Here is a 17882-nt window from a genome sequence, read left to right as displayed (position 1 = left end):
CAGACGGTGATCAGAAAATGGCAGCATAATTGCCCCACGCTTTGGGGTACTCTCCCAATTGGACGTTATTGCAGGTGCTGATACATCATCTTGTTTTGCGACAGGAAAAGATGGGGATATCATCTGGAAAAACACCGCCGCGCTTGATCGCCTTGGTGACACTGAACCAGAAACGCTTGCCCAGGCGTTTCGTGAACTTTTTGCAAACCCCGCTGCTGTGTTGTTTCGCCTGCAGAACCGGGCCCAGGCCGTGGGTTCGGCCCGCGAAGACATTTCAACACGGCGCGGCCAGACCCGGCTTTCTGTGCATATGGTGGAAATCGGTGTATTTCTCTGGCGAATTGACGATTTTGGAGAACGTACATCAAACGCGCGTGGTGCTGAAGGCATGAGTCTTCCTATGTTGACCGTGTCCAAATCCGGCACCATTTTATTTATGAACGAAGCGATGCGTCGTGTGTTGGGCGGGCGCGTTAAAACGCTGGATCGTGTTTTTACTGATCTGCCTGTTAGACCAGGAAAGATGAATAATGTCTCGACCCCCGATGGGCCCGTGCCTGCATTACTTGCCGAAGTGCGGGGGGCAAGTGGACGCCAAGAGCTTTATCTTATTCCCGGGGCAAGTGAACAACAGCATGAAACGGTTGAAACGACTGAACTTCACGAGGAAAGTGTAAACCAGCCCCAGTTATTTGAAGAACTTCCAGTACCATTGCTTAAAATACTGCCTGGGGGACATATTGATACAGCCAACAGGCTTGCTCGGAAAATGCTCTCTATCCCGGAAACTGGGCGCTTTACGGTGTCTGATCTTGTCGAAGGTTTGGGTCGTTCGGTACGAGATTGGCTGGATGAAGCACTGGATGGGCGTGGGTTGAGCCGTTCTGAGATTATTCGCGCGCGCTTTGCCGAGCAAGAGCGTTTCCTGCAGATTACGCTAACGCGACGGGTGGAGGCAGATGGCCACGTTTTGATTGCCGTTCTGACCGATGCGACTGAGTTGAAAACGCTTGAAGCACAATTTGTACAAAGTCAGAAAATGCAGGCCATTGGACAACTTGCCGGTGGCGTTGCGCATGATTTTAACAACCTGCTGACCGCAATAACGGGGCATTGCGATCTGTTGATGTTGAGGCACGATCAGGGTGACCCTGATTTCGGCGATTTGGTTCAGATCAATGAAAATGCCAATCGCGCGGCAAGTCTGGTCGGGCAACTTCTGGCCTTTTCTCGCAAACAGAATTTACAGCCTGAAGTGCTTGATTTGCGCGGTGCGGTTGCTGACCTTACTCACCTGTTAAACCGCCTTGTGGGGGAGAAGGTGACCTTATCCTTATCACACGATCCCGAACTTAATTCTATCCGGGCAGACAAACGACAACTTGAACAGGTGTTGATGAACCTCGTTGTGAATGCTCGTGACGCGATGCCAGAAGGTGGTGAAATTCGTATTGAAACCCGTAATGAGACTTTGACAGAAGGTCTGCATCGTGATCGTGCGGTTGTACCTGAAGGCGAATATGTTGTGGTACGTGTATCAGACAAAGGCACTGGCATTGCTCCGGATAAAATTGGGAAGATTTTTGAACCTTTCTATTCGAGTAAACGCACGGGTGAAGGTACCGGTCTGGGGTTGTCCATGGCTTATGGAATCGTGAAGCAAACCGGTGGATATATTTTTGTTGATTCCGAACTGGGGCAGGGCACCGATTTTACTTTGTACTTTCCAACTTTTGATGTGCAGGCCATTCCTGAAGTTGCAGCGCCAAAAGAAGATGGGAAATCTGGGGAGATGCGTCAGGAACAGTCAGAAAATGGTGAAGGCGTTGTGTTACTTGTTGAAGATGAAGCCCCGGTCCGAGCGTTTGCTTCCCGCGCGTTACGCATGCGCGGGTACACGGTTATCGAAGCGGATTGCGCTGAAAAAGCATTGGAAACACTGGAAGATGGAAGTCTCAGTATAGATCTCTTTGTAACCGATGTGATTATGCCAGGAATGGATGGACCCAGCTGGGTGCGACAGGCCTTGAAATCCCGTCCGGACGTTAAAGTCGTGTTTGTTTCCGGCTATGCCGAAGGTGCATTTGGGGAAACAGATGAGAAAATTCCAAACTCCGTCTTCTTGCCCAAACCATTTTCGCTCAGCGAATTGACACAAACGGTTCACAGTCAATTGCATTGAGCTCAGTCGAATTGGGGCGTTCCCGGTCTCAGCCCTGGTGGTCCTTCGCACAGCAAACCAGCTTCTACCTGATCGTAAAGGGCAAATTCGGCCTCACGGGCGTCCAATAATCGGCGCAGTGTTGTTGGGGGCAAAGAAAGCGGCTCTGCTATTGATTTGTTGGCTTTGGGCGCATTTACCGGAATTCCAAGACGTTTTTCAAAATATGTGAAGACCTCATTTATTCTGGTATATGGATAGATCCTGTCAGCGACTGGCACCTCCTTATCCGCACATAAAAATCGAAACTGAGACCCGATATGCGCAAATGGAGGTGGATCTTTGCAAATCACAGCCTCCACGAATTCTTCAAATGTAATGTTGGCTGTGCTGTTTGATGTACCGTTTAACACGGGTCTCGATCTATATCGATACCAGCTGCCCAGCCATTCAAGTGGGTCGCGCATTACTGCTACCTGCTCAAACTCTGCAGGATCATGTGGCGAAAACAGCTTTTTAAACTTTCGCATTGTACCCGCTTTTGCGTGTTTCAGGCGGGGGGGATTGTTAAAGGCAACATCAGCATACGGTCGTAGAACTGATTCAATTGCTGTGCTGCCGGTTTTTGGCACAGCAAGGTAGATCAGCCTTTGCGGCCAGAAAATTAACATTACCGCTTCCTTTGCGTTGTTGTTGCTGCGTTTTTATAATGCTTTGGGTGGTTAACCAACTGTTAAGCTTATCTGTGAAATATATAAAAGAACAAATTCTATTTGAAATGTTCTCTTTTTACCCCCATAAGTGAGAACAAGAGGAGAACAAATGAAGAATTGCCGGACTGGCTCCGGTGTGGGATAAGGACAGTATTCAATGGCAACGGCAGATTTACTGAGCATGACAGATAAGAAAAACACCGACCGCCAAAAGGCGCTCGACTCCGCACTGGCCCAGATCGAACGCCAGTTTGGTAAAGGTTCAATCATGAAACTGGGCGATGGAAACGCTGTCCAGGAAATCGAAGCAACGTCGACGGGTTCGCTTGGTCTCGATATTGCGTTGGGTATCGGAGGCTTACCGAAGGGTCGGATTGTCGAAATTTATGGTCCTGAGAGCTCAGGTAAAACGACATTAACCCTGCACTGCATCGCAGAAGAACAAAAAAAAGGTGGGGTTTGTGCATTTGTGGATGCAGAACATGCGCTTGATCCACAATATGCAAAGAAACTGGGCGTTGACCTGGATGAGTTGCTGATTTCACAGCCCGATACCGGCGAGCAGTCTTTGGAAATTGTTGACACTCTTGTGCGTTCCGGTGCCGTCAGCATGGTTGTCGTCGATTCAGTTGCCGCATTGACACCTAAGTCTGAACTTGAAGGTGACATGGGGGATAGTTCTGTGGGGGTTCACGCCCGCCTGATGAGCCAAGCCATGCGAAAACTGACGGGTTCCATCTCGCGTTCTAACTGTATGGTTGTTTTCATCAACCAAATCCGGATGAAAATTGGTGTTATGTTTGGTTCACCTGAAACCACGACGGGGGGCAACGCACTGAAATTTTATAGTTCTGTCCGTCTTGATATTCGTCGTATCGGTGCGATCAAGGATCGTGATGAAATCGTTGGCAACCAGACCCGTGTGAAAGTGGTTAAAAACAAAGTTGCGCCACCGTTCAAACAGGTTGAATTCGACATCATGTATGGCGAAGGAATTTCAAAAATGGGTGAACTTCTGGATCTCGGTGTGAAGGCCGGTGTTGTTGATAAATCTGGATCTTGGTTCTCATATGGTGATGAACGTATCGGGCAGGGGCGCGAAAACGCAAAGAATTACTTGCGAGAACACACCCGTTCAGCACTGGAAATTGAAGATAAAATTCGTGCCGCGCATGGGCTGGAATTCGACATGCCACCTGGCATGGGCGAAGATGATGATGTTCTTGATGGATAAGGTCTGAAAGCCTGTCTGTAAGACAGCGCTGCAGAGATCCAGAATGGATTTAAGAAACCTCGAAAGTAGAACACTTTCGGGGTTTTTTCGTGGAATTTCCCAAAATCAGTGTGATCATACCCTTCGCCGGTGGACAGCCGGTTCAGCGAGAGATAAATGTCGTAAAAGTCAGTTACCAAACGCGAAAGACCGACCATCATGCCCGGACTTAATGATATCCGATCTACATTTCTGAACTTCTTTGATAAGAATGGTCACGAAGTTGTCGACAGCTCGCCACTTGTGCCACGTAATGACCCAACTCTGATGTTCACAAACGCGGGGATGGTGCAATTTAAAAACTTGTTTACCGGAGTTGAAACGCGGGATTATCAACGCGCCACGACCAGTCAAAAATGTGTGCGGGCCGGCGGAAAACACAATGATCTGGATAATGTGGGTTATACCGCGCGCCATCACACGTTTTTTGAGATGCTCGGGAACTTCAGTTTCGGCGATTATTTCAAAGAAGACGCCATTCCATTCGCTTGGGATATGATCACCAAAGAGTTCGGCATTAACAAAGATAAACTTCTGGTAACGGTTTATCACGACGATGACGAAGCGGCGAACATCTGGAAGAAATACGCGGGTCTGTCTGATGATCGCATCATTCGCATCGCGACCGATGACAATTTCTGGTCCATGGGCGCGACTGGTCCTTGCGGTCCATGTACTGAAATTTTCTATGATCACGGCGATCACATCTGGGGTGGCCCTCCCGGTTCGCCTGAAGAAGACGGCGATCGGTTCATCGAAATCTGGAACCTTGTGTTCATGCAGTATGAACAATTCGAAGACGGTCGCCGCGAGAACCTACCAAAGCCTTCAATCGATACCGGCATGGGGCTGGAACGCATCGGCGCGCTGATGCAAGGCAGCCATGACAATTATGATACGGACCTGTTTAAGGCACTGATCGAAGCATCAGCGCATGCCACCAGCGTCGACCCTTATGGCGACAAAAACGTGCATCACCGAGTGATTGCGGATCACCTACGTTCAACATCATTTTTGATCGCTGATGGTGTGTTGCCGTCAAATGAAGGCCGTGGTTATGTGCTGCGCCGTATCATGCGCCGTGCCATGCGCCATGCGCATATTCTAGGTGCAAAAGACCCGGTGATGCATCGCTTGGTCCCCGAATTGGTCGCGCAAATGGGTCAGGCATTTCCTGAACTATCTCATGGTCAAACCATGATCGAAGAAACGCTTCTGAATGAAGAAACCCGTTTTCGTCAGACACTTGACCGGGGTCTGACATTGTTAGACGCCGAGGTTTCTAAGTTACCAGACGGCGCTGACCTTCCTGGGAAAGCGGCGTTTAAGCTTTATGACACATACGGTTTCCCACTTGATCTGACACAAGATGCGTTGCGTGAACAAGGCCGTGGTGCGGATGTTGATGGCTTCAATGCAGCGATGGAAGAACAGAAAGCCAAGGCGCGCGCGGCATGGTCTGGTTCTGGTGATGCGGCTGATTCCACAGTGTGGTTCGACATCGCCGACAAAAACGGCGTCAGTGAATTTCTTGGCTATGACACAGAGGTCGCCGAGGGGCAGGTTTTGGCTTTGGTTGCTGGTGGTAAAACACTAGACAAGGCCGTGACGGGTGACGAGATTCAGATCGCTTTGAACCAAACACCGTTCTATGCGGAAAGCGGTGGTCAGGTTGGCGACAGCGGTGAATTGATCACTGAAACAGGCAAAGCCACGATCACAGATACGCGTAAAACAGCAGGTGTATTTGTCCACATTGCGCAAGTGACCGATGGCGAAATTACGGTTGGCCAAGGGGCTGAACTGAAAGTTGACCACATCCGTCGCGGCCAAATTCGCGCCAACCATTCGGCCACGCATTTGTTGCATGAGGCGCTTCGTGTGCATCTTGGCGAACATGTTGCACAACGCGGATCGTTGAACGCGGATGATCGTTTGCGCTTCGATTTCTCGCATAATGCTGCGATGTCTGGCGCTGAAATTAAGCAAGTTGAACAGGATGTTAATACTTTCATCCGTCAAAACACTGCGGTTGAAACCCGTATAATGACGCCAGATGATGCCCGCGCCCTTGGTGCGCAGGCGTTGTTTGGTGAAAAATACGGTGATGAAGTCCGTGTTGTGTCCATGGGCCGTGAAAACGGTTCCGGCAAGGGCAATGATGGCGACACATATTCGCTGGAACTTTGCGGTGGGACACATGTGCGTCAAACCGGTGATATCGGCATGTTTGTTTGTCTTGGCGATAGCGCGAGCTCCTCTGGTGTTCGTCGGATCGAAGCGCTGACCGGGCAGGCGGCGTTTGATTATCTTGCGGCGCAAAATGACCGGATGAACGATCTTGCCGGTAATTTGAAAGCGCGTGCAGAAGATGTGCCGGAACGTGTCAAAACCCTGATGAGTGAACGCAAATCTCTGCAAAACGAAGTGGCGGATCTGCGCAAGCAACTGGCGATGGCAGGCAGTGGTGGTGCAAGCCCCGATGCGGAAAACGTCAATGGAATCAAGTTCTTCGCGCAGCTTGTTGAAGGCGTTTCCCCGCGTGATTTGCCGTCCCTGATTGATGAACATAAGACCCGCCTTGAAAGCGGTGCCGTTCTGTTGATCGCAGATGCTGGCGGCAAAGCTGCGGTTGCGGCGGGTGTCACGGATGATCTGAAAGACACGCTTTCTGCGGTTGATCTTGTGCGCGCTGCGGTGCCGGAACTTGGCGGTAAAGGCGGCGGCGGTCGCCCGGATATGGCGCAAGGCGGCGGCAAATCAGTTGAAAACGCGGAGGCCGCGATCAGCGCAGCCAAAGCCATTATCGGAGGATAAATCATGGGTGCTCTCTGGATTGCGCACGTCACTGTGACGGATGAAGACGCTTACGGCAAATACGCCAAACTGGCGGGGCCAGCGATTGCGAAACATGGCGGCGAATTCATCGCGCGCGGTGGTCGTTTTGTTCAGCTTGAAGGCAAGGAACGCCCGCGCAATGTCGTGGCCAAATTTCCTGATGTGGATACGGCCGTGGCTTGTTACCATTCGCCTGAATATCAGGAAGCGCTTGCGCACGCGCGTGATGCGTCTGAACGCGAGTTGATGGTTGTTGAAACCAGTGAATGAACTTTCGCCCCTGCGGGTGTGGTGTATTATTACACGCGCAGGGGCGGGTTGGATGTATCACCTGATGTTACTAATCAATTGGTCTTACTGATAAATTTAAACTGAGATATGCAGATTCGCCGTGTTCGGCTGGGCGATAAAGTGAGATACCCCAACGCCGTGGATCAAATGCTTCATACTCAAACCACGTCCAATGCAACGGCCATCTGAGAGCTTTGTTTTCTTCAAATTGCAGTTGCGGCAACCATTCAGCTACTTTTCCAGTCAGGGCAATTTTGATGAACTCGCGTTCTGAATGCGTCAAATGTTTTAGTATATCACTGACAGTGCAGTCCGTCGAATACCCGCGGTCCGTCTAACTTATTTGAAGCCCAGATTTTTCGTCTATCCAAATATTTGCTCCCGGTGGGCCATGAAACCTTGTTAGGTCTCTTGGTTCTGAAAACGCATTCCCCCGAGACATGGGCAGACAGTGCGTTTCAAAGAGTCTTAGGAATGCAGTTGCGCGATACTCGACAGGGTTGAAGTATCGGTATTGCCCTAGGCCGAAGGCGAAGTACAGACAAAGAAACGCAATGTATTTGAGCTGCTTGATCATGCATAACCCCCATCTGAATTACGTAAAAGGCGGCCTGAATACAGACCGCCTTTCATCTTGCACTAAATACTCATCACCCGAAGGGGCGAACGGAGCCTTAGCCGTTTGAACGTGCGTGGCGCTTGCGCTCATGTGGATCAAGGTAACGTTTGCGCAGACGGATGTTGTTTGGCGTGACTTCAACCAATTCATCGGTGTCGATGTAAGCAATCGCTTCTTCCAAAGACAAGGTGATTGGTGTTGTCAGGCGCACTGCTTCGTCGGTGCCAGAGGCACGAACGTTGGTCAGTTTCTTACCTTTCAGCGGGTTCACTTCCAGGTCGTTTTCACGGGAGTGCTCACCAATGATCATGCCCTGGTAAACGTCAACCTGTGCGCCAATCATCATTTTGCCGCGATCTTCCAGGTTCCACAAAGCATAGGAAACAGAGGTGCCGTTTTCCATGGAAATCAGAACACCAGCGCGACGGCCAGGGATTGCACCTTTGTGCGGCGCCCAGTCGTGGAATACACGGTTCAAAACACCAGTGCCGCGCGTGTCGGTCAGGAATTCGCCGTGATAACCGATCAGGCCACGGGAAGGCACATGGGCGATGATGCGTGTTTTGCCAGCACCGGCAGGGCGCATTTCTGTCAACTCGCCTTTGCGGGTGCCTGTCAGCTTTTCGATCACCGCGCCGGAATATTCGTCATCCACGTCAATGGTGACTTCTTCGATTGGTTCATGGCGTGCGCCGTCGATGTCCTGGAACAGAACCTGTGGGCGTGAGATTGAAAGTTCAAACCCTTCGCGACGCATGTTCTCGATCAAAACACCCATCTGAAGTTCGCCGCGACCGGCAACTTCAAAGGCTTCACCACCAGGCGTGTCGGAAATCTTAATCGCAACGTTGCCTTCAGCTTCTTTCATCAGACGGTCACGAATAACGCGCGACTGAACTTTTTTGCCATCGCGGCCAGCCAGCGGGCTGTCGTTGATGCCGAAAGTTACGGTGATTGTGGGCGGATCGATTGGCTGTGCGGGCAGGGGCGTGTCAATGGATGGGTGCAGCAGAGAATCCGCAACTGTGGATTTGGTCATGCCAGCCACAGAAACAATGTCGCCAGCTTCGGCCACGTCGATTTCCTGTTGCGCGAGGCCACGGAACGCCATGATTTTGGTGGCGCGGAAGTTTTCGATCAATGTGCCGTCGCGTGACAGCGCTTTGATGTTTTCGCCAGCTTTCAATGTGCCTGCTTCAACGCGACCGGTCAGCATACGGCCTAGGAATGGGTCGGAACCCAATGTGGTCGCGAGCATTTGGAAAGGCTCAGCTTGACGTGAAATCTGTGCAGGTGCTGGAACGTGTTCCAGGATCAGGTCGAACATTGCGGTCAGATCTTTGCGCGGACCGTCCAGTTCCATGTCAGCCCAGCCATTGCGGCCAGATGCGTACATGGTTGGAAAGTCAAGCTGCTCGTCGGTGGCGTCAAGGCTTGCGAACAGGTCAAAACATTCGTCCAACGCGCGATCTGGTTCGCCGTCTGGTTTGTCAACTTTGTTCACCACAACGATTGGGCGCAGACCCAAGGCAAGCGCTTTTGATGTCACGAATTTTGTTTGTGGCATTGGGCCTTCTGCGGCGTCAACCAGCAGAACAACACCGTCAACCATGGACAGAATGCGTTCAACTTCGCCGCCAAAGTCAGCGTGACCAGGAGTGTCAACGATGTTGATGCGTGTGCCGTTCCATTCCACAGATGTGGGTTTCGCAAAAATCGTAATGCCGCGTTCGCGTTCCAGATCGTTGCTGTCCATGGCGCGTTCTGCAACGGCCTGGTTGTCCCGGAAAACACCGGATTGTTTCAGAAGCTCATCCACCAAGGTCGTTTTGCCGTGGTCAACGTGAGCGATGATTGCGATATTTCGAAGATCCATCGGTTGGGTCCGTCCTGCCAAGTCATGCGTTTCGTGCGTTGATGCGGCCCTATCGTGCAGTGGCAGAAAAAGCCAGCCTTAAATGACAAAATTGCAGCTTTCCTTAACAGATGCGCAGCAATCACACTGACATAAGGGTTTCACGTACGTCTCGTGCCCTACGGCGGCTGACGGGCACAATATCGCCATTCTCCATTTTACATTCCCAAGCAGAGCCCGCACGGCGCAGATCATGGACCTGATCCCGCATGACCCAATGGGAACGATGACATTGCAGACCGTTATATACCGACAGCTTTTCAACGGCCTCAGTAAAGGGCATCAATTCAAGATAGGTGGCCGTTGTGGTTATCAGGGCGACATAATGATCCTGAGCCTCCGCACGGATCAGTTTTGTGTCCCGATCCGGTGTAATAGATGTAAAAAGACGATGCAGAGCTGGTGGGGGGGCGGGCTCTGATGACGGAAGTGGCGCTGGTATGACCTCTCGTTTGTCTTCGGCTGCATCAACCGCATAGATCACCAATGTCATGACGACGCCGATAATCACACCGTTGTCGGCCACGCCGATAAATTCGCCTAGATACCAGATGTGAAGATCTCGAAAACCGTTTTCTGGCGGGACCTCGGTACCCGAGAAAATATCGATCGACAGAGAAACCAAGGCAAAGATAAAGGGCATGATCGCAATCGCAAGCCAAGGCAGAGCGCGGGTGTTTACCTGATATTTCACCATCATCATAAAGGCCCCAAGCCAGAGACAGGCGGCAAAGGTGAAATGCAGAAACCAGTGCAAGTAAGCCGCGATAACATGCAACCCCTGGGAACTTTCAGGTTCCATCAGTGAAATCAAAAGACTGATGAGAGCACCGTAAAATAGAATATTTGGCAACGCGTTCTGCCACGTCACTTCTTCCGGGCGCTCGTGTCCTTTGACTGCACGTTTAAATCCGCGCTGAAAAGCCTGATAACCTGCCATCTTCGCTCTCATCTCTGTCCGTATGGATGTCTATTGTGGATAATTCATTGTTGGCTGAGATTTCAAGCCAATGAGCTTTCCGTGGGTGGTTTTGTGTCGACCGTTCGCGCAAGATTGGCGACCGTCAACGCATCTTACGTCCCAGTGCTGCATTCATCATGGAGTGTGGCGCATCTTCATCGTCTCTGCCGTTTCACCAAACGGAGACACGAAATGTACCACAAAAAATCCCAATCTTACGCGTACCCATCACCCATAAATCAGATATTTGTGGTTCTCATTATCACGGCATGTTTTCAGGCGTTTTTTGCAAGTTTCCCGAATGTGGACATATGGTTGTCATCCATATTTTACGAGGAAGGGCAGGGATTTGCTCTTTCGCGTTCTCACACAATCAAACTGGTTCGTGACATCTGCAATGTGATGATCACAGGCTTTGGTGTCATAGCGTTTATAAGTTGTATCGTTGCCTGCTTAGGGTATCCGACAGCGGGCATTCCCGCCCGAGTTTGGGGATTTATCAGCGCTTTATATCTGCTTGGGCCTGTTATTTTAGTAAATGGCGTTTTGAAAGCGAACTCAGGCCGTGCACGGCCTGTTCATATCGAAGAATTCGGCGGTGAGCGCATATTTACACCTGCATTTGAGTTCACAGATCAATGTGTCAGCAATTGTTCATTCGTATCAGGAGAAGCCTCTGGATCCACAGCCTTCCTTATTTCGATATTTCTTGTGACAGCGTTCATAGGTCAACGGAAATGGCGCTTAACTTTGCGGATCTCTGCCGCCGGAATTGCACTTGCGTGTACGGCGTTTCGCATTCTCTTGGGGCGTCACTTCCTGTCCGATGTGATTTTCGCAGTCCTGTTTGTGGTTTTGATTGCCCTTATTTTGAACGGACTAAGTCAGCGCGCAATCAAGTTGAAACTTCAAGCTGCTCCGAAATCAGTGGGTGGCGCTGCCTGAGAATAGGTTGATCACCAGAACCCCAACCAAGATCAAGGAAAGACCAAGAATGGCGGGCAGGTCCAGTTTCTGACCAAAGGCCACAAAGCCAATGACTGCGATCAAAACAATGCCAAGCCCTGACCAAATTGCATACACGATGCCCACGGGCATGTATTTTAAAGTCAGCCCCAGCAGATAGAATGAGATTCCATAGCTGATCACCACAAGAAGCGATGGTAAGGGGCGTGTGAATTGTTGGCTGGCCTGCATAGAGGCCGTGCCGATGGTTTCCGCAATCACAGCGCAGATCAGATAAATATAGTGCAGGGGCATGGGCGATCCTGAGGGAAGGCTGCGGTTTTGCTATCAAAGCGGCAGCTCGGTGGTTTCTTTCAGTTCTTCCATAACAAAAGACGCGGAAACATCTGACATGTCTACCCTCGAAATCAGCCTTTGATATAAAGCATCGTAATCTTTTACATCCTGCACACGCGCCCGGATCAGGTAATCCAGATCGCCAGTCATACGATAGGCCCCCAAAATTTCAGGCATTTCACGCGTTGCCCGGGCAAAATGTTTCAGCCAGTTTGCATCATGGGATTTGGTCCGGATTTGAATGAACACCGTCAGAGACAGGTTCAGCATTTCAGGATCAAGCAGGGTCACGCGCCCTTTGATCACACCTGCATCTTCAAGCGCTTTCACGCGTCGCCAACAGCCGTTGCGTGACAGGCCTGCTGCTTCGCCCAGGGCTTCAAGGCTTAGGGATGCATCCCGTTGCAAAAGTTTTAGAATCCTTCGATCTATTTCATCAAATGTCACCATGTTTCATTTATACTGGGGATAACATCACGATATCAAGGCAAATTTTCCAAAGAAAGGGAACACTTCTCAGGTGGGGGCGGGTAAATTGGCCGAACGCGAAGATCGATAAATCAGAACAGGACAGAACCATGATTGATAAAGTATTCCTCGACCATCCACGTTCCGTTGAGGAAAGCTATCTTGAACATGCTGCTTTTGCGGGAAAGTTCTCGTTCAAATTGTTCCTTGCGGCATCCGCAGCGCTTGTGCATGCGGTCATTCCTTGCCTGTTTGAAAAAACCGCCAGCACAATGATCGCGGAAATGTATGCGAAAACCCATAATCGCGGTAAGTAAATTCCGAATTATGAGTTTTGAGACGACGGAGAAAGACAGGTGCAACGCCAGGGTTGCCCTGTCTTTTCTTTGTAAACCGTGTATACGCCCGGAAACTTTGGGTATGGAACAGAAAGCCAGATTATGTGTAGATGGGCCGCCTTTATTGGCCAACCAATTTTTCTTGAACAGGTGATATCTGCGCCTGCTCATTCACTTCTGGTGCAAAGCCAGGCTGCTGAGGAAGCTAAGACCGCAATCAATGCGGATGGTTTTGGGGTTGCGTGGTATGCGCATCTTCCCACGCCGGGCTTGTATCGCGATGTTTTGCCTGCATGGTCCGATCCAAATCTTGCCTCTATTGCGCGTCAGATCAGGTCAGGTCTTTTCCTGGCCCATGTTCGTGCCTCGACCGGTTCTGCGATCAGTCGCAACAATTGCCATCCTTTTGCGTCTGGTAACTGGAGCTTTATGCACAATGGTCAGATCGGTGGTTTTGAGAACTTCCGCCGCAGCGCTGATATGTTGATTCCAGATGAACTATACGGTGAACGCAAAGGCGCAACTGACAGCGAGGTTCTGTTCTTACGCGCCATGCATTATGGGCTTGATCATGATCCGGGTGGGGCCCTGTGTAAGGCTGCCCGAGATTTGCATGCCTTGTCGCGTGAACGCGGGGAAACCCCACATTTGCGGCTGTCCGTTGCTATGTCCGATGGCAACCGATTGTTTGCCGCCCGCGCAAGTTCTGATCATATTGCCCCGACGGTCTATTATCGTCGGTGCGAGAAATCTGAAGGCTGGATGGTGGTGTCAGAACCGCTGGAAGACGGGCAGGCGGGGTGGATCGAATTGCCGCCTGGGAAGCTTGCGACATTCACCCAGGATGAGGTGTCGTTGCAGGATTTCTGTGTCGGCTGATCAGCGGGCGATGTAACGATCCTTGCGGTGGTTCATGCCAATCGCAAGGTTTGTGATCAGCGCGCCCAACAGGGAAAACGCGACCAGAGGCAGATCCAGCACCAGCAAGGCAATACTGAAAATCACGCCATCCACCGTCAACTGGAACCAACCGGCACGAAATCCTGTGCGTTCCTGAATATAAAGGGCCAGGACACCAATGCCCCCAAGGCTTGCGCCATGACGAAACAGGATTAGCAAGCCTGATCCTGCCAGGGATCCCGACAATACAGCGCCAAACCAAGGGTTCAGGTGGTTGAAGTTGACCATTTCAGGCATGATTTCCATCAAAACCGATACAAACGCGACCGCCAGAAATGTCTTCAGGGTGAAGATCGGTCCCAAACGAAACCAAGCCAGCAGGTAAAATGGTATGTTCAGAACAAAAAAGATCAATCCGAATTCCCAAGCCGTAATATAGGACAGCAAAACACCCAATCCGGCGGTCTGGCCTGTAATCAGTCCCAATTTTGTTAAAAGCGCCACAGAAAAACTGCACATCAACGTGCCGATGCCAATTGCTATCGCGTCTTCGTACCAAGCATGATGGGCCTGACGGTGGGGTTCTTTATGACCTTCGGGTGGCTTTGAACGGATGTGTTTTGACATATCTCTGCCAGTTGTTGTGTGTCATTGGTCTGACCGGTGCGAAGGAAAATGTCAAAGGGCCATAGGGACGCAGCATGGATGGCAGGTCGCACGCATATGGTTGCGCTGAACCGGTTTTTATTGTCTGCAAGATCTTCCACAGACTGCTGTCGTAAATTTTGAGACAGTGAGGCGAAGCTTTGCAGCTCGCCCTTGCATTCAGCGAGTTCCAAATGCTTTATGCAACTATGTTGAATGCGAACCTAATCAGCAGATTTACTCTGTCTTTTCTGATGCTGTCGTCTGTGATGGCCAGCCGGGTTGCGGGCGATGAAATTCGGGTTGCGGTTGCATCAAATTTTCTAACGTCGGCACAGGAATTGTCTGAGTTGTATGAGGATCAGACCGGCGGTGACGTCGCCCTGATCAACGGATCGTCGGGTACATTGTATGCGCAGATTGTAAATGGCGCGCCTTATGATCTGTTTTTGTCGGCAGATCATGCGCGCCCCCTGGCATTAAGTAATGCTGGTCTGTCAGGCCCGCCCGTGGCTTACGCCCATGGGGCTGTGGTGTTGATCCGCAGACCCCATGGAGAGCAATCAGGGGCAAACCCGGATCTGTCAGACGTTTTGCTGAACCGCACTGCCATTGCTGATCCGGCGGTGGCTCCTTATGGGGCTGCTGCGCTTGCGATATACGAAGAACTCAACATCCCAGAAGCAGAGCGAAACCTTATTTACGGGGCCAATGTGTCTGCCGCTGCCGGGTTGTTTGTATCCGGGAATGTGGATCAGGCCTTTATATCAAATTCTCTTGCACGACATCTGACGACAGGTGAAGGCAGGCTGGACAATATTGAAATCTTAGATCGCGCGATCGGACCTGTCGTGTCGCAATATGCTGTGATTGTTTCGGAGCACCCTGGCGCACAGACGTTTTTGGATTTGATCCGGTCTGAGGAGGGCACTTTAATACTGGCCCGTCATGGCTATCTGTCCATCGAGGGTGTAACCGACTGATGGAGATGTTTTCCGAAATTTGGCCAGCCATTTGGCTGACACTGCAATTGGCATTTTTCAGTACATTGATCCTGATGATTATGTCTGTTCCTCTGGCATGGTGGCTGACGGTTTCAACCCGACGTTTCAAACCATTGATCGAAGCTTTGGTGACATTGCCACTTGTATTACCGCCGACAGTGATTGGCTTTTATCTGTTGATCCTGATGAGTCCGAATGCGTTTCTTGGTGGGGCGTGGATGTCTATCACAGGTGAAACACTGGCATTCTCATTCGCCGGGCTTTTGTTGGCGTCCGTAATCTATTCACTTCCTTTCGCCATTCAGCCCCTGCGCGGCGCGTTTGAAACGATTGGATCATCTCATCGTGAAGTGGCGGCAACATTGGGGGCATCACCAATACAGGCGTTTTTCTCTGTTGTTTTGCCTTTGTCCCGCCGAGGTTTGCTGTCGGCAGCAGTGCTGAGTTTTGCGCATACACTGGGTGAATTTGGCATTGTATTGATGGTGGGTGGTAATATTCCTGGGCGTACCCGTGTGATTTCTATTGAAATTTTCAACAGGGTTGAAACGCTAGATTATGACGTCGCGCATCTTTTATCTGCCGGCCTTCTGATTGTGTCTTTCTTGGCATTGACGGTGACATATTTTCTGGGACGGGAACGTCGGAGATGAGCCATCTGAAACTCGATATTATGACAGAGCAGGGTGGCTTTCAGTTGAAAGCGCGCTGTGACATTCCATTGTCCGGTATCACAGCGCTTGTGGGACGCAGTGCCAGTGGTAAATCCAGCCTGCTGCGTGCAATCGCGGGACTTTCCCCCTGTGATGGAGACATCACATTTGACGGGGAGGCTTGGAACCGCGCAAAAAAGCCGATGGTCCCGGCATATAAACGGCGTATTGGTTTTGTTTTTCAGGATATCCGGTTGTTTGAACATCTGAATGTCGAACAAAACATTTCCTATGCCAACCGATGGAATAAAACCAGTGGTGCATCCGCTAGGTTATTGCAGGAAATCATCGAGATTATGGATCTTGGTCCGCTAATGTCGCGATCCTCAATGCTGTTGTCTGGCGGAGAAAGACAGCGTGTTGCTCTTGCGCGGGCGCTTGCAGCACAGCCACGACTGTTGCTTTTGGATGAACCCCTGACGGGTCTGGATCCGCAGCAGAAAGAACGGCTTATTCCACGTATTCAGGGCGCGCTTGAACGTGCAGAGTGCCCTGCAGTTTTTGTAAGTCACGATCGCGGCGAAGTTTCACGTCTTGCAGACAAGGTTCTGGGGATATCTGACGGACAAATTACGGAAATGCGGGATGGTTTGCCGAGGCTGCATGGTTGGCTCTGCGATGGTAAGGTCTGCCTGTCTGGGCAGAAAGTTCTTGAAAATGGTGTTCCCAAACCTGTTGAAAAGATAAGCGGCGTACAGCACATACGTTTTCGCATCCTGCCGGACTATACGTTTTTTACCGAACAACACCCTGGGTATTCTTCTTCTGAAATCTGCTGTGAAGTGCAAGTCTTGGATCGCTCAGTTTCCAGTGCAACAATACGGCTGGCAGATGGGCAGACCTTTGGGTTTCCCGTGTCATCGTCACATCAAGACCTTCTGCAGCCAGGTAAAGACTGTTGGCTTTTGTCCCACAACCTTGCGGTCGGCTAAGTTTATTGAAACATTGATTCGCATTTTGCAACTGATATTGTTTCCATTCTTGAATCGGAAGCGATCATTTATCTTATTGTTTCGATTTCAGAATGTCGGTTAGCCGCTGAATGCGAAAGTTCACAGTTGGATTTTGATGTCTGAAACACCACCAAATTGGCAATGTCATAACTGTGGTTTTGCATAACCTAGCGACAGCTTTTTCAAAAACGCGATTGTTTGAATTTTTAAAACCTTTTCAATATCTTATTGGGCGAATAACTGCGTGGGTATTTTGGTACGTGGCGCCTGCATTTAAGATGGCAATCGTACAATGGGGGTGGCTTTTTATCCAGATGGGTCCGTTGTTATTCCTCTCTTGAAACCAAAACGTTAACAACTTTTTCCTTTCTTTTAGCGAAACCTAGATCCTTAATAACATTGCACAACTGGAAAATTGAATGAGAATCTCTGACGGCAGAGGACTTCGTTCTATTCAGGAACTCAGATGCAGTTTGTTCTGTGGGTTCAGTTAGCGGAGTGCTTTGTTATCCGAAAGATGAGCGCCTTAGGGCGATGTCCCGGAACCGCGTTTCCCTTTGTTTCATTAGTATTGTCCGGTGCGGAATACATTGCGCCATTAGTGAATTCTCATGTCTGACATCAGCTGTCGGGCACGCGTACAAAGGTATATGTAAATGAATGACTTTACGCTAGATTTTAGCGATACCGGTTCAGACGGTACAACCAATTACGTTAATGGCACAGACACGGTGAGTTATGACTGAATCTGGTGTTTTGGCAGTTTGAAGGTTGGCGGCGTATCTGGT

At 50.3% G+C, this 17882-nt stretch carries 16 protein-coding genes; 10 read left to right on the top strand and 6 right to left on the bottom strand.

Features of this window, described 5'->3' with window-relative positions; translation table 11 throughout:
* Positions 1-58: 58 nt before the first annotated feature.
* Positions 59-2182, top strand: coding sequence for an ATP-binding protein (locus tag ACPGUT_RS13770; protein ID WP_423992351.1), 2124 nt, complete (start codon positions 59-61; stop codon positions 2180-2182).
* A 2-nt stretch (positions 2183-2184) separates the two neighbouring features.
* Here the strand turns inward: ACPGUT_RS13770 and ACPGUT_RS13765 are convergent, their stop codons facing one another.
* The gene (locus ACPGUT_RS13765) at positions 2185-2832 is read right to left on the bottom strand and encodes a sulfotransferase family 2 domain-containing protein (protein WP_423992349.1); all 648 of its coding nucleotides are present in this window, start codon (positions 2830-2832) and stop codon (positions 2185-2187) included.
* A 199-nt stretch (positions 2833-3031) separates the two neighbouring features.
* On the opposite strand from ACPGUT_RS13765, the gene recA reads away from it, so the two are divergent.
* The 3 genes from recA (at position 3032) to ACPGUT_RS13750 (ending at position 7255) form a co-directional block, all read left to right on the top strand.
* Positions 3032-4108, top strand: a complete 1077-nt coding sequence (gene recA, locus ACPGUT_RS13760; RefSeq protein WP_423992347.1) for a recombinase RecA — start codon at positions 3032-3034, stop codon at positions 4106-4108.
* Positions 4109-4306: 198 nt separating this feature from the next.
* A complete protein-coding gene (alaS, locus tag ACPGUT_RS13755; RefSeq protein WP_423992346.1) occupies positions 4307-6964 on the top strand; it encodes an alanine--tRNA ligase in 2658 nt (885 codons plus the stop codon).
* A gap of 3 nt (positions 6965-6967) precedes the next feature.
* Positions 6968-7255 (top strand): DUF1330 domain-containing protein, encoded by a 288-nt coding sequence (locus ACPGUT_RS13750; RefSeq protein WP_423992344.1) that lies wholly within the window; start codon positions 6968-6970, stop codon positions 7253-7255.
* Between the two features lie 695 nt (positions 7256-7950).
* Here the strand turns inward: ACPGUT_RS13750 and typA are convergent.
* Both typA and ACPGUT_RS13740 read right to left on the bottom strand, forming a co-directional pair.
* Positions 7951-9771 (bottom strand): translational GTPase TypA, encoded by a 1821-nt coding sequence (typA, locus tag ACPGUT_RS13745; protein WP_423992342.1) that lies wholly within the window; start codon positions 9769-9771, stop codon positions 7951-7953.
* Between the two features lie 121 nt (positions 9772-9892).
* Positions 9893-10750, bottom strand: coding sequence for a LytTR family DNA-binding domain-containing protein (locus ACPGUT_RS13740; RefSeq protein WP_423992340.1), 858 nt, complete (start codon positions 10748-10750; stop codon positions 9893-9895).
* A gap of 213 nt (positions 10751-10963) precedes the next feature.
* Between ACPGUT_RS13740 and ACPGUT_RS13735 the strand changes: the two genes are divergently transcribed.
* On the top strand, positions 10964-11716 hold the full coding sequence (locus ACPGUT_RS13735) for a phosphatase PAP2 family protein (RefSeq protein ID WP_423992338.1): 753 nt from the start codon (positions 10964-10966) through the stop codon (positions 11714-11716).
* Here the strand turns inward: ACPGUT_RS13735 and ACPGUT_RS13730 are convergent.
* Entirely contained in the window at positions 11696-12031 is a 336-nt protein-coding gene (locus ACPGUT_RS13730; RefSeq protein ID WP_423992336.1) for a DMT family transporter, read from the bottom strand. The two genes, ACPGUT_RS13735 and ACPGUT_RS13730, sit on opposite strands and share 21 nt — an antisense overlap.
* Before the next feature lie 33 nt (positions 12032-12064).
* Positions 12065-12523, bottom strand: a complete 459-nt coding sequence (locus ACPGUT_RS13725) for an Lrp/AsnC family transcriptional regulator (RefSeq protein WP_423992334.1) — start codon at positions 12521-12523, stop codon at positions 12065-12067.
* 128 nt (positions 12524-12651) lie between these two features.
* On the opposite strand from ACPGUT_RS13725, the gene ACPGUT_RS13720 reads away from it, so the two are divergent.
* Positions 12652-12858: a DUF6356 family protein gene (locus ACPGUT_RS13720; protein ID WP_423992333.1), complete on the top strand. Its 207-nt coding sequence runs from the start codon at positions 12652-12654 to the stop codon at positions 12856-12858.
* A 123-nt stretch (positions 12859-12981) separates the two neighbouring features.
* Entirely contained in the window at positions 12982-13758 is a 777-nt protein-coding gene (locus ACPGUT_RS13715; protein WP_423992331.1) for a class II glutamine amidotransferase, read from the top strand.
* On the opposite strand, the gene ACPGUT_RS13710 is transcribed toward ACPGUT_RS13715, so the two are convergent.
* Complete coding sequence (locus ACPGUT_RS13710; RefSeq protein WP_423992329.1) at positions 13759-14406, bottom strand: YitT family protein; 648 nt, start codon at positions 14404-14406, stop codon at positions 13759-13761. It abuts the gene before it with no gap.
* A 212-nt stretch (positions 14407-14618) separates the two neighbouring features.
* Here ACPGUT_RS13710 and modA point away from each other — a divergent pair, with 212 nt between their 5' ends.
* The 3 genes from modA to ACPGUT_RS13695 are packed head-to-tail and all read left to right on the top strand — an operon-like array spanning position 14619 to position 17073.
* Positions 14619-15407, top strand: a complete 789-nt coding sequence (gene modA / locus ACPGUT_RS13705) for a molybdate ABC transporter substrate-binding protein (protein ID WP_423992327.1) — start codon at positions 14619-14621, stop codon at positions 15405-15407.
* Positions 15407-16081, top strand: coding sequence for a molybdate ABC transporter permease subunit (gene modB, locus ACPGUT_RS13700; protein ID WP_423992325.1), 675 nt, complete (start codon positions 15407-15409; stop codon positions 16079-16081). The genes modA and modB overlap by 1 nt, the downstream gene beginning before the upstream one ends.
* Positions 16078-17073, top strand: coding sequence for an ATP-binding cassette domain-containing protein (locus ACPGUT_RS13695; RefSeq protein ID WP_423992323.1), 996 nt, complete (start codon positions 16078-16080; stop codon positions 17071-17073). The genes modB and ACPGUT_RS13695 overlap by 4 nt, the downstream gene beginning before the upstream one ends.
* Positions 17074-17882 lie beyond the last annotated feature (809 nt).

It is taken from the genome of Halocynthiibacter sp., assembly GCF_049608145.1.
Taxonomy (GTDB): domain Bacteria; phylum Pseudomonadota; class Alphaproteobacteria; order Rhodobacterales; family Rhodobacteraceae; genus Halocynthiibacter.
The sequence above is the reverse complement of the archived record's forward strand: the minus strand, read 5'-3'. Positions and strand labels throughout refer to the sequence as shown.